Consider the following 22456-nt stretch of genomic DNA (forward strand, 5'->3'; position numbering starts at 1 on the left):
ACCCCGTCCCCGCTACAGCTTGCGCAGGCGCAGCCGCTGCACGGTGTGGTCGGGGCCCTTGCGGAGCTGGAGGGTGGCCCGGCCGCGGGTGGGGGCGATGTTCTCGGTCAGGTTGGGCTTGTTGATGGTCCGCCACAGCGTGCGCGCGTAGTCCACCGCCTCCTCCTCGGAGACCTGGGTGTACTTGCGGAAGTACGAGGACGGGTTCTGGAACGCGGTCTGCCGCAGCTTCTTGAACCGCTCCAGGTACCAGCGCTCGATGTCCTCGCCGCTCGCGTCCACGTACACGCTGAAGTCGAAGTAGTCGGCGAGACCGACACGGGTGCGGCCGTCGCTGCCGGGCAGGGCGGGCTGGAGGACGTTGAGGCCCTCGACGATGAGGATGTCCGGGCGGCGCACGGTGAGGCGCTCGCCTGGGACGATGTCGTAGATGAGGTGGGAGTAGACCGGTGCGGTGACCTCGTCCTTGCCGGCCTTGATGTCGGCGACGAAGCGGGTCAGGGCGCGGCGGTCGTAGGACTCGGGGAAGCCCTTTCTGGACATCAGCCCGCGGGCCTGCAGCTCCTTGGTCGGCAGCAGGAAACCGTCCGTCGTGACCAGCTCCACGCGCGGGTGCTCGGGCCAGCGGGAGAGCAGGGCCTGGAGCAGGCGGGCCACGGTGGACTTGCCGACGGCCACCGAGCCGGCCACGCCTATGACGAAGGGAGTGCCGGACTGGGAGCCCTTCTCGCCCAGGAAGGTGTTCAGGGCGCCTCTGAGGCCGTCGGTGGCGCCGACGTAGAGGTTGAGCAGCCGGGAGAGCGGGAGGTAGATGTCCCGGACCTCGTCGAGGTCGATGACGTCTCCGAGGCCGCGCAGCTTCTCCACCTCCTCGGCGGTGAGCGGCTGCGGCGTCTTGTCGCGCAGCGCGCTCCATTCGGCGCGGGTGAGATCGACGTAGGGAGTCGCCTCCGGCCTGTGCCGGTGGGCGCTCCGGGGCATCGCGGAGACCGGTGAGATCACATTCCATTGTTAACGCTGTTTGAACGGGCGTGGAGGTGGGGTCGGTCACGTCAGGGCGAGGGAATGTGTGAGCGTCGTGTGTGGCAGGGTCGAAAGTTGTCCGGAGACGTGGGGACAACCGTTCTTACTGCTCAGTCGTCGTGTGAACGTGAGTTCGTACGATGCGGACCCAGAGACTGGCGCTGAAATGGTGGATGGATGACCCTGAGGGAAGACGCGGTGGTGGCGGTCAAGGCCGAGGAGGTGCCCGCCGGGGAGTTGGCCACCGCACATGTCCGGGTGACACAGGCGCCCTCGGAGCCCAAGGAGGCCGCCCCGAGCATGCGGGGCAAGGGGCAGCGGCTGGCGGCGCTGGACGGGCTGCGGTTCCTGGCCGCCGTCGCGGTGGTGGTCTTCCACTTCACCGGGCAGACGCCGGACACGATGGAGCACATCTGGGGGCGCCCGTACCAGGCGATCTTCCCGGACTCGCACCGCTATCTCGCCTTCGGCCGGCTCGGGGTCGACCTGTTCTTCCTGATCAGCGGCTTCGTGATCTGCATGAGTGCCTGGGGCCGGTCGCCGCGGGACTTCTTCATCTCCCGCGTGACCCGGCTGTACCCGATGTACTGGATAGGCGTGCTGGTGTCGGCGGCCGTCATCTACCTCTTCGACACCCCGATGGGGCACCCGAACCCGCGGGTCGTCTTCGCCAACCTCACGATGCTCCAGAAGCCGCTCGGCGTGGACAACCTGGACTCGGTGTACTGGACGCTCTGGCCGGAGCTGTGCTTCTACCTGACGTTCTCGGTGGTGGTGTGGAAGGGCCTGACCTACACCCGCGTCGCCGTGTTCGCCGGTATCTGGACGGTCGCCGCGGTGCTGGCCCCGGCCGCGGATCTGCCGCTGCTGACGGTGCTGGTCAACCCGGTCTCCGCGCCGTTCTTCATCGCGGGCATGGCGTTCTACCTGATGTACCGGTTCCGGGCGACCCCGCTGCTGTGGGGGATCGTGCTGATGTCGTGGCTGCTGGCGATGCACTTCATCCTCACCCCGCACGGCGGACGGCTCGACTGGGACACCTGGCACCCGTGGCGCGGCTGGCTGGTGCTGACGATCACCGGCTTCTTCGCGCTGATCGCCGCCATCGCGCTCGGCTGGACCAGCCGCATCCAGTGGCGGTGGCTGAGCGTGGCGGGAACGATGACCTTCCCGCTGTACCTGCTGCACGACGTGATCGGCCTGACCGTCGCCCACCACTTCGGTGACCGGATGGACCCCCGTCTGCTGGTGGTGTCCACGGTGGCCGCGCTGGTCCTGCTCGCCTACGTGGTGCACCGGCTCGTGGAGCGCCCGATCGCGAAGTACATGCGCCGCTGGCTCAACAGCGCCTCCTTCGGCCTGGAGGCCCCTGCGGTACGCCGCGGCTGAGCCCGGAAGGGGGGGGCATCGCGTGGAAGACGTTCACGCGGTGCCCCCCCTTTTCGTCCCTTCAGGCCTTCGTACCCGAGTGAAAATTTCCGAATCCGGGCACGCGGAAGCGGTTTTGGATCGCTGACGGACCGTAGGCTGCGGCACATGTGCGGAATCGTGGGATACGTAGGAGCGCAGTCGGCGCTCGATGTCGTGATGGCCGGGCTGAGGCGGCTGGAGTACCGGGGCTACGACTCGGCCGGTGTCGCGGTGCTCGCGGACGGCGGCCTGGCCACGGCGAAGCGGGCCGGGAAGCTGGTCAACCTGGAGAAGGAGCTGGGCGAACACCCGCTCCCGGCCGGCACCACCGGCATCGGGCACACCCGCTGGGCCACCCACGGCGGCCCGACGGACGCCAACGCCCACCCGCACCTGGACAACGCGGGCCGGGTCGCGGTCGTGCACAACGGCATCATCGAGAACTTCGCCGTACTGCGCGCGGAACTCACCGAGCGCGGCCACGCCTTGGCCTCCGAGACGGACACCGAGGTGGTCGCGCACCTGCTGGCGGAGGAGTTCTCCGCGAGCGCCGACCTCGCGGAGGCGATGCGGCTGGTGTGCCGCCGCCTGGAGGGCGCGTTCACCCTGGTCGCGGTGCACGCCGACGAGCCGGACGTGGTCGTGGGCGCCCGCCGCAACTCCCCGCTGGTGGTGGGCGTCGGCGAGGGCGAGACGTTCCTCGCCTCCGATGTGGCCGCGTTCATCGCCCACACCCGCGAGGCCATCGAGCTGGGCCAGGACCAGGTGGTCGAGCTGCGCCGCGACGGCGTCACGGTGACCGGCTTCGACGGCAGCCCGGCCGAGGTCCGCGCCTACCACGTCGACTGGGACGCCTCGGCCGCCGAGAAGGGCGGCTACGACTACTTCATGCTCAAGGAGATCGCCGAGCAGCCCAAGGCCGTGGCCGACACCCTCCTCGGCCGCATCGACCCCTCCGGCTCGCTCACCCTGGATGAGGTCCGGATCGGCGCGGCCGAACTGCGCGAGGTCGACAAGGTCGTCATCGTCGCCTGCGGCACCGCCTTCCACGCCGGGCTGATCGCCAAGTACGCCATCGAGCACTGGACCCGCATCCCCTGCGAGGTGGAGCTGGCCAGCGAGTTCCGCTACCGGGACCCGATCCTGGACGGGCGTTCGCTGGTCATCGCCATCTCCCAGTCCGGCGAGACCATGGACACCCTGATGGCGCTCAGGCACGCCCGCGAGCAGGGCTCCAAGGTGCTGGCCATCTGCAACACCAACGGCTCGACCATCCCGCGCGAGTCCGACGCCGTCCTCTACACGCACGCCGGCCCCGAGGTCGCCGTCGCCTCCACCAAGGCGTTCCTGACCCAGCTGGTCGCCTGCTACCTCGTCGCCCTCTACCTGGGCCAGGTGCGCGGCACCAAGTGGGGCGACGAGATCCGGGACGTCATCCGCGACCTCTCCCGGATCTCCGGCGCGGTCGACCGGGTCCTGGAGACCATGGAGCCGGTACGGGAACTCGCGCGCTCGCTGGCGGAGAAGAACACGGTGCTCTTCCTCGGCCGCCATGTGGGCTACCCCGTCGCCCTGGAGGGCGCCCTCAAGCTCAAGGAACTCGCCTACATGCACGCCGAGGGCTTCGCGGCGGGCGAGCTGAAGCACGGCCCGATCGCGCTGATCGAGCAGGACCTCCCGGTCGTCGTCATCGTGCCCTCCCCGCGCGGCCGTTCCGTGCTGCACGACAAGATCGTCTCCAACATCCAGGAGATCCGCGCCCGCGGCGCCCGCACCATCGTCATCGCCGAGGAGGGCGACGAGACGGTCGTCCCGTACGCCGACCACCTCATCCGCATCCCGGCCACGCCCACCCTGCTCCAGCCGCTGGTCTCCGCGGTGCCGTTGCAGGTGTTCGCCTGCGAACTGGCCACCGCGCGCGGCAACGAGGTGGACCAGCCGAGGAACCTGGCGAAGTCGGTGACGGTCGAGTAGGGGAGCGGCCGTAGGCTCCCGGCATGAGCATCATCGGGGTCGGGATCGACGTGGCCGAGATCGACCGGTTCCGGGCGGCGCTGGAGCGCACGCCCAACCTGGCCGCCCGGCTGTTCGTCGCGGGGGAGCTGACGCTGCCGGGCGGGGAGCGGCGCGGGATCGCCTCGCTCGCCGCCCGCTTCGCGGCCAAGGAGGCCCTCGCCAAGGCGCTGGGCGCCCCCGCCGGGCTGCTGTGGACCGACGCCGAGGTGTACGTCGAGGCCAGCGGGCAGCCCCGGCTGCGGGTCAAGGGCACCGTCGCGGCCCGCGCGGCCGAGCTGGGGGTGCGGTCCTGGCACGTCTCGCTCAGCCACGACGCGGGCGTGGCCTCCGCCGTGGTGATCGCCGAGGGGTGAACCATCCGGGTGCGAGGGTCCGCGATTCGGGGGCAGACTCGGACCCATGCGTACTGCGTACAGCGTGGAGACGGTACGGGCCGCCGAGCGCGCCCTGATGGCCCGGCTGCCCGAGGGCACCCTGATGCAGCGGGCGGCCGCCGGACTGGCCGCCGCCTGCGCCGAGTTCCTCGGGCGGGTGTACGGCAGCCGGGTGGTGCTGCTCGTCGGCAGCGGCGACAACGGCGGCGACGCGCTGTACGCCGGGGCCCGGCTGCGGCGGCGCGGCGCCGGGGTCACCGCCGTCCTCTTCTCGCCCGACCGCGCTCACGAGGGCGGCCTCGCCGCGCTGCGCCAGGCGGGCGGCGCCGTCATCGGTCCCGAGCGGGCGCTCGGCGTGATCGAGCGGGCCGACCTCGTGGTGGACGGTGTCGTCGGCATCGGCGGCAAGGGGGGCCTCAGGCCCGACGCCGCCCGGCTCGCCTCGGCCGCCGAGCGGGCGCGGGCCGCGATCGTCGCCGTGGACCTGCCCAGCGGGGTCGACGCGGACACCGGCGAGGTGTCCGGCTCCGCCGTACGCGCCGACCTCACCGTCACCTTCGGCGCCTACAAGCCCGGCCTGCTGATCGACCCCGGCCGGGAGCACGCCGGAACGGTACGGCTCATCGAGATCGGTCTCGAACTCCCCCCGGACCCGGTGCTCCAGGCCCTCCAGCACGAGGACGTGGCCCGGCTGCTGCCCCGGCCCGGCGCGGAGAGCGACAAGTACCGGCGCGGGGTGCTCGGCATCGCCGCCGGCTCCGCGCGCTACCCCGGCGCCGCCGTGCTCGCCGTCTCCGGCGCGCTGCGCGGCGGCGCGGGCGCCGTGCGGTACGTCGGCCCCGCCGGGGACGCGGTCATCGCCCGCTTCCCCGAGACCCTCGTCTCCGACCAGGGCCCCGACCACGCGGGCCGGGTGCAGGCGTGGGTGGTGGGGCCGGGCGCAGGGGACGACGCGGCGACCGTGGCCGAGGTGCTCGGTTCCGACGTACCCGTGCTGCTGGACGCCGACGGGCTGCGGCTGGCCGACCGCGACCTCGTACGCGGGCGCACCGCGCCGACCCTGATGACCCCTCACGCCGGGGAGGCCGCCGCCCTGCTGGGCGTGCGGCGCGAGGAGGTCGAGGCGGCCCGGCTGACCTCGGTGCGCGAACTGGCCGCCGCCTACCGGGCGACGGTGCTGCTGAAGGGCTCCACCACGCTGGTCGCCGACCCCGGCGGCAGCCCGGTACGGGTCAACTCCACCGGCACCGGCTGGCTGGCCACCGCGGGCAGCGGTGACGTGCTGTCAGGGCTCGCCGGATCGCTGCTCGCCTCCCGCCTGTCCGCGCTGGACGCGGCGAGCGTCGCCGCCTACCTCCACGGCCTCGCCGGGCGCCTGGCCTCGCGCGGCGCCCCCATCGCCGCGCTGGACATCACCGAGCACCTCCCCGACGCCTGGCGGGACGTCGTACGGGACTGAGCGCGGCGGATCGCCGAGGAGTGCGGCCGGGGGCCGCCGACGCCCTCTGAGAGACTGGGGGCGCCATGAACGAGACTTCCGCTGTGCCGACCGCGCCCCTGCGCGCCCGCGCCGAGATCGATCTGGGTGCCCTGCGCGCCAACGTCCGGGTGCTGCGCGCCCGCGCCGAGGGCGCGCACCTGATGGCCGTCGTCAAGTCGGACGCGTACGGCCACGGTGCCGTGCCGTGCGCCCGCGCGGCCCTGGAGGCCGGGGCGACCTGGCTGGGCACGGCCACCCCGGAGGAGGCCCTCGCGCTGCGCGCGGCCGGGCTGCCGGGCCGGATCATGTGCTGGCTCTGGGTGCCCGGCGGGCCCTGGCGGCAGGCGATCGAGGCCGACCTGGACGTCGCGGTCAGCGGCATGTGGGCGCTGCGCGAGGTCGGCGACGCCGCCCGTGAGGCGGGCCGGCCCGCGCGGGTGCAGCTCAAGGCCGACACCGGGCTCGGCCGCAACGGCTGCCAGCCCGAGGACTGGCCCGAACTGGTCGGCGCCGCCCTGGAGGCCGAGGCCGCCGGGCTGATCAAGGTCACCGGACTGTGGTCCCACTTCGCCTGCGCCGACGAGCCGGGCCACCCCTCGATCGCCGCCCAGCTCACCCGGTTCCGGGAGATGGTGGCGTACGCCGAGGAGCGGGGCGTGGAGCCCGAGGTACGGCACATCGCCAACTCCCCGGCCACGCTGACCCTTCCGGAGACCCACTTCGACCTCGTCCGCACCGGCATCGCGATGTACGGCATCTCGCCCAGCCCCGAGCTGGGCACCCCGGCCGACTTCGGGCTGCGCCCGGTGATGACGCTGAGCGCGTCGCTGGCGCTGGTCAAGGGGGTGCCGGGCGGGCACGGCGTCAGCTACGGCCACCACTACGTCACCTCCGGCGAGACCACCCTCGGCCTGGTGCCGCTGGGCTACGCCGACGGCATCCCGCGGCACGCCTCGGACGGTGGCCCGGTGCTGATCGACGGCAAGCTGCGGACCGTCGCGGGGCGGGTGGCGATGGACCAGTTCGTGGTCGACCTCGGCGGCGACGAGCCCCGACCGGGCACGCGGGCCGTGCTGTTCGGGCCCGGCGACGGGGGCGAGCCCACCGCCGAGGACTGGGCGCAGGTGTGCGGCACGATCGCGTACGAGATCGTCACCCGGATCGGCACCCGCGTGCCCCGCGTCCATGTGAACGGATGACCCCTGCGGGTACCGGGCACGCTACTGTCCGGTAGCTCCGGGGCGCACGGGCCCGGTGGACGGCAGTACGGCGAGGAGGAACGGCACGTGAGCGAGAGCAGTGCGGAGGCCGTGGTGGACGCGGTGGCAGCGACGGCCGCGTCCGGCGGCTGGCGCAAGGCGACCGGTCTCGCCGGCGCCGCGATAGGCGTCCTCGCCGCGGGCGCGGCGGCCGGGGTCGCCATAGAGCGGATGACGGTCGGCCGCGACATACGCCGCAAGGCAGCCCTGGCGCTGGACTCCGCCGGCCCCTACGGCACCCTGCGCGGCACCCCCGGCAAGGCGGTCGCCGACGACGGCACCGAGCTGCACTACGAGGTCGACGACGTCGAGCCCGACCCCGGCCCGAACGTCTCCCCGCGCCGCCGCAGGCTCTTCGGCCGCAAGGCGCCCGCCGCGGTGACCGTCGTCTTCTGCCACGGCTACTGCCTCGGCCAGGACTCCTGGCACTTCCAGCGCGCCGCCCTGCGCGGCGTCGTCCGCACCGTCCACTGGGACCAGCGCAGCCACGGGGGGTCCGGGCGGGGCGTGGCCCAGATCCGTGACGGGCTGCCCGTCACCATCGACCAGCTCGGCCGGGACCTCAGGGCGGTGCTGGACGCTGCCGTGCCCGAGGGGCCCGTCGTGCTGGTGGGGCACTCGATGGGCGGGATGACGGTCATGGCGCTGGCCGCGCAGTTCCCGGAGTACATCAGGGACCGGGTCGTCGCCACCGCGTTCGTCGGCACCTCCTCCGGGCGGCTCGGCGAGGTCAACTTCGGGCTCCCGGTGGCCGGGGTCAACGCGGTGCGCCGGGTGCTGCCGGGCGTGCTGAAGGCGCTCGGGCAGCAGGCGGAGCTGGTGGAGAAGGGGCGCCGGGCCACCGCGGAGCTGTTCGCCGGGGTGATCAAGCGGTACTCGTTCGCGGGGCGGGACATCGACCCGGCGGTCGCGCGGTTCGCGGAGCGGATGATCGAGTCCACGCCGATCGACGTGGTCGCGGAGTTCTACCCGGCCTTCACCGACCACGACAAGACCGGGGCGCTGGCCTGCTTCCAGGACATGCCGGTGCTGGTGCTGGCCGGGGTGCGGGACCTGGTCACGCCGAGCGAGCACAGCGAGGCCATCGCGGACCTGCTGCCCGACGCCGAGCTGGTGCTCGTGCCGGACGCCGGCCACCTGGTGATGCTGGAGCATCCCGAGGTCGTCACCGACCGCCTGGCGGACCTGCTGACCCGCGCGGGAGCCGTACCGGCAGGGGCTACCGTAAGCGGTTATGGAAGAGGCAGTAGCACCGCACAATCCGGCTGAGACCCGGCTCACCGTCACCTCCCCCGAGCAGATGCGGGAGCTGGGCCTGAGACTGGCCGGGCTGCTGCGCGCCGGCGACCTGGTGATGCTCACCGGCGAGCTGGGCGCGGGCAAGACGACGCTGACCCGGGGGCTCGGCGAGGGGCTCGGGGTGCGCGGCGCGGTCACCTCGCCGACCTTCGTCATCGCGCGGGTCCACCCCTCCCTGGTCGACGGGCCGCCCCTGGTCCACGTCGACGCCTACCGGCTCTCCGGCGGGCTGGACGACATGGAGGACCTGGACCTCGACGTGTCCCTGCCCGAGTCGGTCATCGTCGTGGAGTGGGGCGAGGGCAAGGTCGAGGAACTGACCGACGACCGGCTGGAGATCCTCATCCACCGCGCCGTCGGCGACACCACCGACGAGGTCCGCCACCTGACGCTCACCGGACTCGGGGACCGCTGGGCGAAGGCCGGCCTGGACTCGCTCGCGGGCTGAGGGCACCGATATCCCGACAGGCTGTCGGGAACGTGTTGCGCGGGACGTACCGGGCGTGGTCACATGGTATCCAGCCCGTGGTTAGGCATACCTAACCCCGCCCGCCCCCGCAGCTCAGGAGGCGCCCCATGTCCGCTCCGCGTCCCCCGGCCCGCCCCGAGCCCGCCCCGCGGCTCCCCATGCGCGACCTGCTGGCGTCCTGCGCGGCGGCCAAGGCGATCTCCACGCCGCCTCCGGCCCCGGACCCCGTCGGACGCGGGGTGGATCACCGCAAGGCGGCCTGAGCCGCGCGCTCCCGTCAGCGGATCACCACCACCGGCACCCCGATCGTGGCGAACTGCCACATCGCCTCGCCGTCGGGGCGGGTCTCCCTGATGGCGCCGGTGCGGGGGGAGCCGGGTTCGGCGGCCTGGTTGCGGGTGGCGGCGCTGAAGCCGACCGTGACGCCATCGACCTGGGTGAAGCGGACGACGTGTTCGACCGGGAGGCCGTCGCTGCCGGTGATGGCGCTGGAGCGGGAGGTCACCCAGTAGGAGCCGGGGGCCGGGTCGACGCCGCCGGGGCGGACGCCGAAGGTGCGGGTGACGCGGCCGTGGTCGTTCACCAGCCAGACGCGGTCGTCGTCGAGCGAGTACACGACCCGCTCGCCCTTGCCGGAACCGGCCGGCAGGGCCGTGGGGTGGCGGCGGTCGCGCGGAGCCTTGGTGACGGCAGCCGAGGGTGAGGCGCTCGCCGAGGGCGCGCGCAGGCTCGCCGGGACGGTCGCGTCCGCCTGATAGGCGAGCAGGCCGACGGTGCCGACGGACACCGCGACGAGTCCGGCCACGATCCCCGAGCTGGTCCCTGACACGTGCGCCACCTCTGCCTCGTACCGACCCGTCACGATTCGCGGGAAATGTCGTACTTCATACAGACCGTAGCAGTCAGTGACGGTCCGACCGGGACGGGCGTGCGCGAGCCGTCGGCGCCGTAGGCTGTTCGCGTGCTTCTGCTCGCTCTGGATACCGCCACCCCCGCCGTCACCGTCGCCCTGCACGACGGGACGGACGTCGTCGCCTCGTCGAGCCAGGTGGACGCCCGCCGCCACGGCGAACTGCTGCTGCCCGCCGTGGACCGGGTGCTCGCCGCCGCCGGGGCCAAGCTGGACGCCGTCACCGGCATCGTCGTCGGCACCGGGCCCGGCCCCTACACCGGGCTGCGGGTCGGCCTGATGACCGCCGATACCTTCGGGCTCGCCCTCGGCGTCCCCGTGCACGGCGTGTGCACCCTGGACGGTCTGGCCTACGCGGCCGACATGACCAAGGGCCCCTTCGTCGTGGCGACCGACGCCCGGCGCAAGGAGGTCTACTGGGCGACGTACGCCGACTCCCGCACCCGGCTCACCGGCCCGGCCGTGGACCGCCCGGCCGACATCGCCGAGCGGGTCGCGGGGCTGCCCGCCGTGGGCGCGGGCGCGCTGCTCTACCCGGACACCTTCCCCGACGTCCACGAGCCCGAGCACGTCTCCGCCGCCGCGCTCGCCTCGCTGGCCGCCGCGAAGCTGGCCGCCGGGGAGGAGCTGGACGAGCCCCGCCCGCTGTACCTGCGCAGGCCCGACGCCCAGGTGCCGAAGAACTACAAGGTGGTCACCCCCAAGTGACCGCGAAGCTGCGCGAGATGCGCTGGTGGGACATCGACCGGGTCCTGGAGCTGGAGAAGGAGCTGTTCCCCGAGGACGCCTGGTCGCGGGGCATGTTCTGGTCCGAGCTGGCCCACGCGCGCGGGGCCGGCGCCACCCGCCGCTACCTCGTCGCGGAGGACGACGGCCGGCTCGTCGGATACGCCGGGCTCGCCTCCGCCGGCGACCTCGGCGACGTGCAGACCATCGCCGTCGCCCGCGACCAGCAGGGCACCGGCCTCGGCGCCCGGCTGCTGACCGAGCTGCTGCGGGCCGCGACCGCCTTCGAGTGCGCCGAGGTGATGCTGGAGTGCCGGGTGGACAACACCCGCGCCCAGAAGCTCTACGAGCGCTTCGGCTTCGCCCCCATCGGCTTCCGGCGCGGCTACTACCAGCCGGGCAACGTGGACGCCCTGGTGATGCGCCTGACCGACCCCTCTTCCTCCCTGGAAGACGTACAAGGAACCGAGATCAATGGCTGACGAACCTCTCGTCCTCGGCATCGAGACCTCCTGCGACGAGACCGGCGTCGGCATCGTGCGCGGCACGACCCTGCTCGCCGACGCGGTCGCCTCCAGCGTCGACGAGCACGCCCGCTTCGGCGGTGTCGTGCCCGAGGTGGCGTCCCGCGCGCACCTGGAGGCGATGGTCCCGACCATCGACCGCGCCCTGAAGGAGGCGGGCATCACCGCCCGCGACCTCGACGGCGTCGCGGTGACCGCGGGACCCGGCCTCGCGGGCGCTCTCCTGGTCGGTGTCTCGGCCGCCAAGGCGTACGCCTACGCCCTCGGCAAGCCGCTCTACGGCGTGAACCACCTGGCCTCGCACATCTGCGTGGACCAGCTGGAGCACGGCCCGCTGCCCGAGCCGACCATGGCGCTGCTGGTCTCCGGCGGCCACTCCTCGCTGCTGCTCTCCTCGGACATCACCTCCGACGTGCGGCCGATGGGTGCCACCATCGACGACGCGGCCGGCGAGGCGTTCGACAAGATCGCCCGTGTGCTCGATCTGGGCTTCCCCGGCGGCCCGGTCATCGACCGCTACGCCCGCGAGGGCGACCCGGCGGCCATCGCCTTCCCGCGCGGTCTGAGCGGCCCCCGCGACCCCGCGTACGACTTCTCCTTCTCCGGCCTCAAGACCTCCGTGGCCCGCTGGATCGAGGCCAGGCGCGCGGCCGGCGAGGAGGTGCCGGTGCGGGACGTGGCCGCGTCCTTCCAGGAGGCCGTCGTGGACGTGCTGACCCGCAAGGCGGTGCGCGCCTGCAAGGACGAGGGCGTGGACCACCTGATGATCGGCGGCGGTGTCGCGGCCAACTCCCGGCTGCGGGCCCTTGCCCAGGAGCGCTGCGAGGCGGCCGGCATCCGGCTGCGCGTGCCGCGCCCGAAGCTGTGCACGGACAACGGCGCGATGGTGGCCGCCCTCGGCGCCGAGATGGTCGCCCGCAACCGTTCCGCCTCCGACTGGGACCTGTCCGCCGACTCCTCCCTGCCGGTGACCGACCCGCACGTGCCGGGCAACGGGCACGGCCACGACCACGACCATGTGCACGAGGTCAGCAAGGAGAACCTGTACCCGTGAGCGTCGCCCTGATGTGGGAGGCGAAGGCCGCCGAGGGCCGGGGCGGGGAACTCCTCGCCTGGGCCCGCGCGCAGCGGCTCGAGCGAAGTCCGCTGCGCCGTGAGACCTTCCGCGCGCCGGGTGACCGGGTGCTGGTCATCACCTGGTGGGACGCGGCCTACGACGCGGACGTGCCGGAACTCCCGGCGCCGGACGCGGAGCTGGTGTCCCGGCCGGTGCACCGGTGGCGGTTCGAGCGAGTCGAGGACTGAGGGGGCTGATCCGGCTCGGGTGGCGCATCTCCGCGATCACGCGCTATGATCATCACACAGCGAACGGCCGGAACAACTCCGGTCCGAACGCCGCGCGTTGGTGGTCCAAGTCAAGACGCCCCGCTTCCTGCGGGGAAATGCAGGTGCAATCCCTGCCCAGCGCTCCAGTACGAAGGCCGCTCCGGTTCCGACCGGGGCGGCCTTCGCCGTTCCCGGCCTACTCCACCGGTGTCACCGAGGTCCGGCAGCGCAGCACCCGGTCCGGCCCGGCCTCCCGCACCGGCCCGGTCAGCCGCAGCCGGGTGGTGTGCCGGACCTCGGCGCCGGACGGGCCGAGCCGCAGCTCCAGCAGCCCCGGCTCGACCACCCGCACCCCCGCGAGGCCGGTGAAGGACGCCAGGTCGGCGTGGAAGGCGAAGGTGACCCGGCGGGCCTCGCCGGGCGCCAGCTCGACCCGCTGATAGCCGACCAGCCGTACGTCCGGCCGGGTCACCGAGGCCACCGGGTCGTGCAGATAGAGCTGGACCACCTCCGCGCCCGTCCGCGCCCCGGTGTTGCGCACGGTCACCGTCACCTCGTACGACCCGTCCGTGGCGGTCTCCGCCTCCGGCGGGCCGAAGTCCGTCCAGGCGAAGGTGGTGTACGACAGACCGTGGCCGAAGGGGTGCAGCGGGGTCGGGTCGAAGCTGCTGACCTCGCTCGCCAGGCCCAGCGGCGGCTGGAGGTAGGTCCAGGGCTGGCCGCCCGGCGTACGCGGCACGCTCACCGGCAGGCGCCCGGAGGGGTTCACCCGGCCCGCCAGGACCCCGGCCAGCGCCGGGCCGCCCTCCTCGCCGGGGAAGAAGGCCTGCACCACCGCGCCGAGCCGCCCCGCCCAGCGGCCCAGCGCGTAGGGGCGCCCGGTGAGCAGCACCAGCACCACCGGCGTGCCGGTGGCCACCAGTGCGTCCAGCAAGTCGCCCTGGACACCCGGCAGGCGCAGGTCGGCCGCGTCGCAGCCCTCGCCGGAGGTACCGCGCCCGAACAGCCCGGCCCGGTCGCCGAGCACCGCCACGCACACGTCCGCCTCCGCCGCGCGGGCCACCGCCCCGGCGAAGCCGGAGGAGTCCGGGTCCGACACCCCGCACCCTTGCGTGAACGTCACCTCCGCGTCCGGGAGTTCGGCCCGCAGCGCCTCCAGCACGGTGGGGATCGCGATGCCCGGCGCGACACCGGGGTGGTGGGGGAGGACGTGGGCCGGGAAGGAATAGCAGCCGAGCATGGCCAGCGGGTCGGCGGCGCGCGGGCCGACCACCGCGATCCGGGCGCCGGGGGCCAGCGGGAGAAGGTCCGCCGGGTTCTCCAGCAGGATCACCGACTCCTCCGCCAGCCGCCGGGCCAGCGCCCGCCCCTCGGGGGGGTCCAGGACCACGGGACCGGCCGGCTCCGGGTCCCAGTCGGGGTCCAGCAGGCCCAGCTCGCACTTCTGGAGCAGCACCCGGCGGGCCGCCCGGTCCACCAGGGCCTCCGGGACGCGGCCCGCCTCGACGGCGTCGACCAGCGACGTGCCGTAGCAGTCCACGGTGGGCAGTTCCACGTCCACGCCCGCCTCCAGCGCCAGGCGGGCGGCCCCGGCGCGGTCCTCGGCGAGCCGGTGCTGGGTGCGCAGGAAACCGATGCCGAAGTAGTCCGCGACCACCGTGCCGGTGAACCCCCACTCCTCGCGCAGCACCCCGGTCAGCAGCCGGGCGTCGGCCGAGGCGGGCACCCCGTCCGTCTCGGTGTACGCGGCCATCACCGACCGTGCCCCGCCCTCGCGCAGCGCCAGCTCGAAGGGCGGTAGCGTCACGTCGGCCAGCTCCCGCGCGCCCGCCCGTACCGGCGCGAGATTGCGGGCGCCCGCCGAGGCCGCGTACCCGGCGAAGTGCTTCAGCGTGGCGACGATTCCGGCCGACTCCAGGCCGCGTACGTAGGCGGCGCCGACGGTGCCGACCAGGTACGGGTCCTCGCCGATCGTCTCCTCCACGCGGCCCCAGCGCGCGTCGCGGACCACGTCCAGCACCGGGGCGAGGCCCTGGTGGACGCCGGCCGCCCGCAGGTCGCCGCCGATACGGGCGCCCACCTCGGCCACCAGCTCCGGGTCGAAGGAGGCGCCCCAGGCGAGCGGCACCGGATAGGCGGTGGCGCCCCAGGCGGTGAACCCGGCCAGGCACTCCTCGTGGGCGAGGGCGGGGATGCCGAAGCGGCCCGCGGCGGCGATCCGGCGCTGGGCGGCGGCGAGGGCGCGGGCCCCCTGCCCGGGGTCGACCGGGGCGGTGCCGAAGGAGCGGGTGAGCTGGCCCAGGCCGTGCGCGATCAGCTCGTCCCAGTCCGGCACCGCGCTCATCTCGCTCTGCAGCGGGGCGACTTCGCCGCCGTCCGGGCCGGCGCCCACCCAGACGCCGTACAGCTGGGCGGTCTTCTCGCGCAGCGTCATCCGGGACAGCAGGTCCTCGACGCGTTCGGCGGCGGGCAGGGCGGGGTCGCGCCAGGCGGCGGAGGTCATGGAACTCCTGTCGGGAGACGTGGGGGAGCCGGTCACTTGCCGCCCGCGCCCATCAGGCCGCCGACCAGGGTGCGCCGGGCCACCAGGTAGACGGCGAACACGGGGACGCCGGAGAGGACGACCGAGGCGAGCAGGGCGGGGATGTTCACGCCGAACTGGCTGACATAGGTGAACAGGCCGAGGGTCAGCATCCGGCTGTCCTCGGACTGGGTGAAGATCAGCGGGAAGAGGAAGCCGTTCCACGCCTGGAGGGACGCGTAGACCACGACGGTGCCGATGCCGCCCCGGGCCAGCGGCACGACCAGCCGGAACAGCATCCGGGCCGGTGACGCGCCGTCCAGTGCCATCGCCTCGTACAGCTCCTCGGGGATGTCCCGCAGGGTGCCGGTGAGCACCAGCACGGACACCGGCATGGCGAAGGCGGCGGTCGGCAGGGCGACGGCGAGCAGGCTGTCGTAGAGGTTCAGCTTGGTGATCATCAGGTAGAGCGGGACCACCACCGCCTGCGCTGGGACGGCGACGCCGAGCAGGAACAGCCGGAACGCGCCGCCCGACCAGACGCCGCGGGTGCGCACGGCGACGTACGCCAGCGGGACGCACAGCACCAGGACGATCCCCACCACCACGGCCGCGACCAGGACGGTGTTGGCCAGGAAGTGGCCGAAGCCGTTGTCCAGGACGGTGCCGTAGTTGGCGAGGGTGGGGTGGTGCGGCGGGCGCAGGGCGTTGCCGCCGAGTGCCTCGTCCTGGCGGGTCAGGGACACCGAGACCATGACGTAGACCGGGACGAGGACGACGGCGAGCCAGATCACCGCGCCCAGGCCCGCCAGCGGGTTGGCCGGGCGGCTCACGGCGTCACATTCCTTCCCGGGTGCTGCGCATGGCGCCGAAGCCGGTCACCCGGACCAGCAGCAGCGACAGCGCGGTGGCGGCCACGACCAGGAAGGACGCGATGGCGCTCGCGTAACCGAAGTCGTACGCCTTGAAGCCCGCCTCGTACATCAGGTACGGCAGGATCGCGGTGTCGGTGCCGGGGCCGCCCTGGGTGAGGATCAGCACGGTCTCGAAGTAGGTCAGCGAGCCGACCACCATCAGCACCAGTGAGGTCGCCGCCGTGTTGCGGAGCTGGGGCAGGGTGATGGAGCGGAACCGGCGCAGGCGTCCGGCGCCGTCGATCGCGGCCGCCTGGTAGAGCACCTCGGGGATCTGCCGGGCGCCACCCTGGTAGATCAGGGTGTGGAACGGGATGAACTGCCAGCCGCCGACGAAGACCAGGGCGAGGAACGCCCCGGAGGTCGTGCCGAGGGTGTCGCCGGGCACGATGCCGAAGTTGGGGTCGAGCAGGGCGTAGAACAGCAGCGAGACGGCGGTCGAGGAGAGCAGGAACGGCACGAAGAAGACCGCCGACAGCACCGCCCGGTTGCGCTGCGGGCCCGCCGCCCAGACGCCGAGGAGCAGGGCGGCGGTCGTCTGGAAGGCGCAGCTCACCACGGTCAGCGCGACGGTGACGCCCAGCGAGCGGGTGAGCCGGCCGTCGGTCAGCAGGGCGTGCCAGTTGGCCAGTCCGGCCGGGCGCGGCTCGCCCAGGCCGTTCCATGAGGTGAAGGACAGGCCGAACGCCAGGGCCATCGGGACCAGGGCGAAGAAGCCGAAGAACAGCACGGCGGGCAGCGCCCAGGAGGGGTGCGGGCGGCCGGCGCCTCGCGCGGCGCTCACTTCAGCGCCTTCAGCGCCGCCACGAACCGCTCCGGCGACGACTTGCCGACGAAGAGCTTGTTGACCTCGGTGAGCATCGGGGTGGCCGCGTCCGGGTCGACCGCCTGGTCCCAGCTCAGCGTGAAGGCGGGGGCCTCGCGGACCAACCGGTACTGGAAGCGGGCGAACTCGGGGCTCGGGGAGGCGTCCAGCAGCTTGTCGGCATTGGCGGTGGCGGGCACGTCGCCGTTGGCTATCAGCTCGCGGGCGTAGGTCTGCGAGGCACAGGTCCGCAGGAAGGCGAGCGCGGTGTCCTTGTTGCGGGTACGGGTGTTCACGGACCAGTAGTTGGTGGGGTTGCCGACCACGTTGCGGACGTCACCGGCGCCGCCGTCGAACTCCGGGAAGGGGCACCAGCCCAGGTGCCCGCGGGCGAAGTCCGGGAACTTGCCGAGCTGGGTGGAGTACTCCCAGGACCCCATCAGGTGCATCGCGGCCTTGCCCTTGGCGAGCGCGGCCGGTGCCCCGCCGTTGGTGTACGCGACCGAGCTGAAGCCCTTGCCGAAGGCGCCGTCGTCGACGAGTTCGCGTACCGTCCGGGCGGCCTTCAGTACGGCGGGGTCGCCCCAGCCGGCCGGGTCGCCGTTCTTGACCCGGTCGAAGACCTCCGGGCCGCCGATCCGGTCCACCAGGTACTCCAGCCACATCAGTTCGGGCCAGATGTCGGCGCCGCCGAGGGCGAAGGGGGTGATCCCGGCCTTCTTGAGCCTGGCGTTGTTGTCGAGGAGCTGGTCCCAGGTGGCGGGCGGCTTCAGGCCGTGCTCGGCGAACAGGGTCTTGTTGTAGAAGAGGATCACCGGCTGCATGCCGCGCATCGGGATGCCGTACTCCCGGCCGCCGAGCGCCCCGGCGGCGAGGACGGAGGGCAGGAAGCCGTTCTTCAGCACCGGGTCGCCGGCGATGGTGCCGGTGAGGTCGACGATCTGGCCGGCCTCCCGGTACGCCTTGATGGAGCCGCCGCCCCAGTTGAAGAACACGTCCGGGGCGTTGGGGGAGCCCATCGCGGTGCGCAGCTTGGCCGGGTACTCCGCGCCGGGCACCTTCTCCAGCCGCAGGCTGCCCTTGGTCTCGCGGGCCGCCGCCGAGGCGTTGAACCGGGAGACCGCCTTCGCCTGCACCTTGGCCGCGTCGTCGCCGTACACGAACGCGGTGAGGGTGCCGTCCGAGCCGCCGGGGCCGCCGGAGCCGCAGGCGGTGAGACCGGCGGCCGAGACGAGGGCGGTGGTGCCCGCGCCGAGGAACCAGCGTCTGCTGTAGGTCTCCATGTGCCGGGCACCCCTCACGATCGTGGCCGAAAGTTTCGAGCGAAAACTCGAATGTTCCGGGAACCTAAGGCCGTCCTGAGGGTTCGTCAAGGGGTCGCGCAGGGCTACGATCACGACCATGGAACCGTCGAAGACCGCAGCGAAGCGGAGCGCCACGCTCGCCGAGATCGCCCGAGAGGCCGGGGTGTCGGCTCCGACTGTTTCGAAGGTGCTGAACGGCCGGGCCGACGTGGCGGCGGCCACCCGTACCCGCGTCGAGGAGCTGCTGCGCACCCACGGCTACCGGCGCAGGCGGGCCGAGGTCACCCGCTCGCCGCTGATCGAGCTGGTCTTCCACGAGCTGGAGAGCGCCTGGGCGATGGAGGTCATCCGGGGCGTGGAGAACGTCGCCCGCGACGCCGGGCTGAGCGTGGTCCTCTCCGAGAGCGCCGGGCGCCTCACGCCGGGCCGGACCTGGGCCGACCAGGTGGCCGGCCGCCGGCCGCACGGGGTGATCCTGGTGCTGTCCGGGCTCGACGCGGCCCAGCAGGCCCTGCTGACCAGCCGTTCCGTGCCCTTCGTGGTGATGGACCCGGCGGGCGATCCGGGGGCCGACGTCCCCTCGGTCGGCGCCACCAACTGGCAGGGCGGGCTCGCCGCCACCCGGCATCTGATCGACCTCGGGCACACCCGGATCGGCGCGATCGGCGGCCCCTCGCGCATGATGTGCGCCCGCGCCCGCCTCGACGGCTACCGGGCCGCGCTGGAGACCGCCGGCCTGCCCGCCGACCCGGCGCTGATCCGGGAGGGCGACTTCCACCACGAGTCCGGCCACCGCCTCGGCCTCGGCCTGCTCGGCCGTCCCGACCGGCCCACGGCCGTCTTCGCGGGCAACGACCTCCAGGCGCTCGGCCTGTACGAGGCCGCCCGCGAACTGGGGCTGCGCGTACCGGAGGACGTGAGCGTCGTCGGCTTCGACGACCTGCCCGTCGCCCGCTGGGTGGGCCCGCCGCTGACCACCGTGCGCCAGCCGCTGACCGAGATGGCCGAGGCGGCGGCGCGGCTGGTGCTGGAGCTGGGGCGCGGGGAGCGTGAGCGGACGGCCACCCGGCTGGAGCTGGCGACCAGCCTGGTGGTGCGGTCGAGCACGGCGGCCCCGGCTGGGTAAGGCGGCTCCGAAAGTTTCGAAGAGGCTAGGCCGGGTGTCCGATCAGCATGGCCGGGGCGCCCGCCACGCGGGTCATGAACACGGTCGCGGCGTTGGGTCCCTGCGGCTTGACCTTCCGGCGCAGCTCCTCCGGCTCGACCGCCGAGCCGCGCTTCTTCACGGTCAGGTTGCCGACCCCGCGCTCCCGCAGCAGCGCCTTCAGCTTCTTGACGTTGAACGGCATCCGGTCGGTGATCTCGTAGGCGGTGGCGTACGGGGTCGGGTGGAGTTCGTCGGCGGTGATGTAGGCGATCGTCTCGTCCAGCAGGCCGCCGTCCAGCTCCTCAGCGACCTCCGCGACCAGATGGGCCCGGATCACCGCGCCGTCCGGCTCGTACAGGTACCGGCCGGGCGTGCGCACCGCCGGGTCGGGCAGGCCCCGGCCCTCAAGGGTGCGCGGGCCGGGGAGGAGGGTGGCGCGGACGCCGCCCGGTGCTGCGGTGCCGAACCAGAGCACGGCCTCCTTCACGTCCCCACCGTCCGAGATCCACTCCGCCTCGGCCTCGGCGGGCACCGCCTCGTGCGGGATGCCGGGCGCGATCTTCAGGGCGGCGCGGGGCGCGGCGAGCGCGGTGGCCACGGCCCAGGACAGGGGCGGTGAGTACGCCTCCGGGTCGAAGATCCGGCCGCGTCCGCCGCGCCGGGCGGGGTCCACGAACACCGCGTCGTATCCGGCGGTGTCCACCTCGGTGACGTCGGCCTCGCGCACCTCGATCAGGTCGGCGAGCCCCAGCACCTCGGCGTTGGCCCGCGCGACGGCCGCGGTCAGCGGGTCCCGGTCCACCGCGAGCACCCGGATGCCCGCGCGGGCCAGGGCGAGCGCGTCGCCGCCGATCCCGCAGCACAGGTCGGCCACCGAGGCGACCCCGAGCGCCCGCATCCGCTCCGCGCGGTACGCGGCCACGCTCGCCCGCGTGGACTGCTCGACCCCGTTGGGCGTGAAGAACATCCGCCGCGCGTCCTCCGCGCCGAACTTGGCCTCCGCCCGCTGACGCAGCCGGGCCTGGCCGAGGGCGGCGGACACCAGCCCGGCCGGGTGGGTGCGGCGCAGCCGGGTGGCCACGGCGAGTTCGTCGGCCGGCGCGGTGCCGCGCACCTCGTCGAGGAGGGCCCGGCCCTCGTCGGTGCGCAGCGCGTGGAATCCCTGGAGGGCGGAGAGCTGGTCGTTCACCGGCTCATTGTGGGCCAGTCGGTGGACCGTACGCCTCCGGCGGCGGTGTCGGGCCGGGATCGGGGCGGGGTCCTGCCAAGATCCGGCACCATGCGACATGTAGGACAAAATGACAAATGCTGGGCCAGTTCCCGGTCCCTGGCCGTGCGTTGCTCCGTCGCCGTGCTGGCCGCGGCCGCCGTGCTCACCCGATGCTCGGGGCCCGGCTCCTCCGGCTCCTCCGGCTCTTCCGGTTCCTCCGGTTCCTCCGGCTCCGCTCCGGCCGGCCAGGGTGGGCCCGCCAAGGCCCCCGACGCCGCCTCGGCCCGCCTCGCGGAGCAGCGGCGCATGGTGGCCGCGGCCCGCAAGTGGCGGCTCGACCAGGTGCCGCTCACGGCCCCGGCCCCGCCGAAGGTCAAGCCGAGGATCACCGCGCGCGCGGGTTTCGAGGTGGACCACCAGGAGGACGAGAACCTCCCCCCGGTCTTCACCACCGTCCCCACCGACAAGAAGATCGTCTTCCTCACCATCGACGACGGTGCCGAGAAAGACCCCCGGTTCCTCTCGATGATGCGCGAGCTGAAGGTCCCGTACACCGCCTTCCTCAGCGACTACCTGGTGAAGGACGACTACGGCTACTTCCGCAAGAGCCAGGCGTACGGCAACACGCTCGACAACCACACCCTGACGCACCCGTACCTGCCCGGTCTCTCCTACGAGCAGCAGCGGCAGGAGATCTGCGGCATGCAGGACGTCATGGAGAAGCAGTACGGCAAGCGCCCCGAGGTGCTGCGCCCGCCCTACGGCGACTACAACCAGGACACCCTGCGCGCGGCCAAGTCCTGCGGCATCAAGTACGCGCCGATCTGGAACGAGGAGGTCTTCGTCGACCACTGGGAGTACCGCGAGGACGACCGGCGACTGCGCAAGGGTGACATCGTTCTCACCCACTTCCGGGGCCCCGACGAGTGGGACGGCACGATGGTCGACGACATGCGCCGCTTCCTCAACAAGGTCACCCGCGAGGGATACGCCGTGGCGCGCCTGGAGGACTACCTGTGAGGCGCCGGGCGCGGCGGGCCCACCGCGCGGTACGGGCCGTCGCGCTCGCCTCGGCCGCACTGCTGCTCACCGGCTGCGCCCAGTCGGTCGACCCCATCGAACGCCTCGGCAAGAAGGCCGCGCAGGGCGTCCACCGCTCGGCCCCTGCGCCCGAACTCGCCTACCGCCGCTGGGGCCTCACCGCGCCCCTGGCCGCCCCGCCCCGCCGCGCGGCCCAGCCCCGCCGGGCGCGTACGGGGACGCGCGCGGTGGACCATGTGGCCACGGCCGACCGGGTCGTCTTCCTGACCTACGACGAGGGGGCCGTACGGGACCGGCGACTGGCCGCCCTGGTCGGCGAACTCCGCCTGCCGGTCACCGTCTTCACCCGCGCCGATGCCGTCGTCCGCTGGCGCGTCAAGACCGCTCGGCACGGCCTCGTCTACACGGGCGCCCCCGGACACCTGGCCGCCGGCGACATCGTCCGCGTGACCCCGGACCGCCAGGGCGCCCTGGCCGAGCGCACCGTGCGAGTGCTGAAGGAGGCGCAGAAAAGGGGCCTGACGCCGGGAAAGCTGGACGACTACCTCCAGGACGCCGTGGGGGCGCGCCTCCCGGCAGCACGGCGGAGGTGACTCCAACAGCCGGCGTGTGCCGACGCGCCGCACGGCAATTGGCACTCCGCTTGACCGAGTGCTAACCGCGGTCATAGTCTCGGCACTGGCACTCGGCACACGAGA

At 73.3% G+C, this 22456-nt stretch carries 22 protein-coding genes; 15 read left to right on the top strand and 7 right to left on the bottom strand.

Annotated elements, in window-relative coordinates:
* Positions 1-12 precede the first annotated feature (12 nt).
* Positions 13-981 carry a type I pantothenate kinase gene (coaA, locus tag E5082_RS01035; protein ID WP_167513990.1) on the bottom strand — a complete coding sequence of 323 codons (969 nt, stop codon included), beginning with the start codon at positions 979-981 and terminating at the stop codon, positions 13-15.
* 219 nt (positions 982-1200) lie between these two features.
* On the opposite strand from coaA, the gene E5082_RS01040 reads away from it, so the two are divergent.
* The 8 genes from E5082_RS01040 (at position 1201) to E5082_RS32240 (ending at position 9593) form a co-directional block, all read left to right on the top strand.
* Positions 1201-2412 (top strand): acyltransferase family protein, encoded by a 1212-nt coding sequence (locus tag E5082_RS01040; RefSeq protein ID WP_135789403.1) that lies wholly within the window; start codon positions 1201-1203, stop codon positions 2410-2412.
* Positions 2413-2559: 147 nt separating this feature from the next.
* Complete coding sequence (gene glmS, locus E5082_RS01045; protein WP_135789404.1) at positions 2560-4407, top strand: glutamine--fructose-6-phosphate transaminase (isomerizing); 1848 nt, start codon at positions 2560-2562, stop codon at positions 4405-4407.
* 23 nt (positions 4408-4430) lie between these two features.
* Positions 4431-4802 carry a holo-ACP synthase gene (locus E5082_RS01050; RefSeq protein WP_086692735.1) on the top strand — a complete coding sequence of 124 codons (372 nt, stop codon included), beginning with the start codon at positions 4431-4433 and terminating at the stop codon, positions 4800-4802.
* A gap of 46 nt (positions 4803-4848) precedes the next feature.
* Positions 4849-6282 (top strand): NAD(P)H-hydrate dehydratase, encoded by a 1434-nt coding sequence (locus tag E5082_RS01055; protein WP_190045407.1) that lies wholly within the window; start codon positions 4849-4851, stop codon positions 6280-6282.
* 65 nt (positions 6283-6347) lie between these two features.
* Positions 6348-7502 carry an alanine racemase gene (alr, locus tag E5082_RS01060; RefSeq protein WP_135789405.1) on the top strand — a complete coding sequence of 385 codons (1155 nt, stop codon included), beginning with the start codon at positions 6348-6350 and terminating at the stop codon, positions 7500-7502.
* Positions 7503-7589: 87 nt separating this feature from the next.
* Positions 7590-8831, top strand: a complete 1242-nt coding sequence (locus E5082_RS01065; RefSeq protein ID WP_135789406.1) for an alpha/beta fold hydrolase — start codon at positions 7590-7592, stop codon at positions 8829-8831.
* Positions 8797-9309: a tRNA (adenosine(37)-N6)-threonylcarbamoyltransferase complex ATPase subunit type 1 TsaE gene (tsaE, locus tag E5082_RS01070; protein WP_135789407.1), complete on the top strand. Its 513-nt coding sequence runs from the start codon at positions 8797-8799 to the stop codon at positions 9307-9309. Before E5082_RS01065 ends, tsaE begins: the two co-directional genes overlap by 35 nt.
* Positions 9310-9437: 128 nt before the next feature.
* Positions 9438-9593: a hypothetical protein gene (locus E5082_RS32240; RefSeq protein WP_167513958.1), complete on the top strand. Its 156-nt coding sequence runs from the start codon at positions 9438-9440 to the stop codon at positions 9591-9593.
* 14 nt (positions 9594-9607) lie between these two features.
* On the opposite strand, the gene E5082_RS01075 is transcribed toward E5082_RS32240, so the two are convergent.
* Positions 9608-10159 (bottom strand): hypothetical protein, encoded by a 552-nt coding sequence (locus tag E5082_RS01075; RefSeq protein WP_135789408.1) that lies wholly within the window; start codon positions 10157-10159, stop codon positions 9608-9610.
* 132 nt (positions 10160-10291) lie between these two features.
* Here E5082_RS01075 and tsaB point away from each other — a divergent pair, with 132 nt between their 5' ends.
* The 4 genes from tsaB to E5082_RS01095 are packed head-to-tail and all read left to right on the top strand — an operon-like array spanning position 10292 to position 12795.
* A complete protein-coding gene (gene tsaB / locus E5082_RS01080; protein WP_135789409.1) occupies positions 10292-10948 on the top strand; it encodes a tRNA (adenosine(37)-N6)-threonylcarbamoyltransferase complex dimerization subunit type 1 TsaB in 657 nt (218 codons plus the stop codon).
* Positions 10949-10965: 17 nt separating this feature from the next.
* Positions 10966-11448 carry a ribosomal protein S18-alanine N-acetyltransferase gene (rimI, locus tag E5082_RS01085; RefSeq protein ID WP_135790090.1) on the top strand — a complete coding sequence of 161 codons (483 nt, stop codon included), beginning with the start codon at positions 10966-10968 and terminating at the stop codon, positions 11446-11448.
* Positions 11441-12544, top strand: a complete 1104-nt coding sequence (gene tsaD, locus E5082_RS01090) for a tRNA (adenosine(37)-N6)-threonylcarbamoyltransferase complex transferase subunit TsaD (RefSeq protein ID WP_135789410.1) — start codon at positions 11441-11443, stop codon at positions 12542-12544. The genes rimI and tsaD overlap by 8 nt, the downstream gene beginning before the upstream one ends.
* Positions 12541-12795 carry a hypothetical protein gene (locus E5082_RS01095; protein ID WP_135789411.1) on the top strand — a complete coding sequence of 85 codons (255 nt, stop codon included), beginning with the start codon at positions 12541-12543 and terminating at the stop codon, positions 12793-12795. Before tsaD ends, E5082_RS01095 begins: the two co-directional genes overlap by 4 nt.
* 217 nt (positions 12796-13012) lie before the next feature.
* Here E5082_RS01095 and E5082_RS01100 read toward each other — a convergent pair whose 3' ends face one another.
* Genes E5082_RS01100 through E5082_RS01115 form a run of 4 tightly spaced genes read right to left on the bottom strand, consistent with a single transcriptional unit; the run spans position 13013 to position 18339 of the window.
* Positions 13013-15319, bottom strand: coding sequence for a beta-xylosidase/alpha-l-arabinosidase (locus E5082_RS01100; RefSeq protein WP_135789412.1), 2307 nt, complete (start codon positions 15317-15319; stop codon positions 13013-13015).
* Positions 15320-15351: 32 nt separating this feature from the next.
* Positions 15352-16170, bottom strand: coding sequence for a carbohydrate ABC transporter permease (locus E5082_RS01105; RefSeq protein WP_135789413.1), 819 nt, complete (start codon positions 16168-16170; stop codon positions 15352-15354).
* A gap of 4 nt (positions 16171-16174) precedes the next feature.
* Positions 16175-17035 carry a carbohydrate ABC transporter permease gene (locus E5082_RS01110; protein WP_086693667.1) on the bottom strand — a complete coding sequence of 287 codons (861 nt, stop codon included), beginning with the start codon at positions 17033-17035 and terminating at the stop codon, positions 16175-16177.
* Entirely contained in the window at positions 17032-18339 is a 1308-nt protein-coding gene (locus tag E5082_RS01115) for an ABC transporter substrate-binding protein (RefSeq protein WP_135789414.1), read from the bottom strand. Before E5082_RS01115 ends, E5082_RS01110 begins: the two co-directional genes overlap by 4 nt.
* Positions 18340-18457: 118 nt before the next feature.
* Between E5082_RS01115 and E5082_RS01120 the strand changes: the two genes are divergently transcribed.
* Positions 18458-19486 carry a LacI family DNA-binding transcriptional regulator gene (locus E5082_RS01120; protein ID WP_167513959.1) on the top strand — a complete coding sequence of 343 codons (1029 nt, stop codon included), beginning with the start codon at positions 18458-18460 and terminating at the stop codon, positions 19484-19486.
* Between the two features lie 25 nt (positions 19487-19511).
* Here E5082_RS01120 and E5082_RS01125 read toward each other — a convergent pair whose 3' ends face one another.
* Complete coding sequence (locus tag E5082_RS01125) at positions 19512-20696, bottom strand: class I SAM-dependent methyltransferase (RefSeq protein ID WP_425276871.1); 1185 nt, start codon at positions 20694-20696, stop codon at positions 19512-19514.
* A 90-nt stretch (positions 20697-20786) separates the two neighbouring features.
* Here E5082_RS01125 and E5082_RS01130 point away from each other — a divergent pair, with 90 nt between their 5' ends.
* Positions 20787-21737 carry a polysaccharide deacetylase family protein gene (locus E5082_RS01130; protein ID WP_135789417.1) on the top strand — a complete coding sequence of 317 codons (951 nt, stop codon included), beginning with the start codon at positions 20787-20789 and terminating at the stop codon, positions 21735-21737.
* The gene (locus E5082_RS01135; protein WP_135789418.1) at positions 21734-22351 is read left to right on the top strand and encodes a hypothetical protein; all 618 of its coding nucleotides are present in this window, start codon (positions 21734-21736) and stop codon (positions 22349-22351) included. Before E5082_RS01130 ends, E5082_RS01135 begins: the two co-directional genes overlap by 4 nt.
* The last annotated feature ends 105 nt before the right edge of the window (positions 22352-22456 follow it).

The organism is Streptomyces griseoluteus, assembly GCF_004784465.1.
GTDB lineage: Bacteria > Actinomycetota > Actinomycetes > Streptomycetales > Streptomycetaceae > Streptomyces > Streptomyces griseoluteus.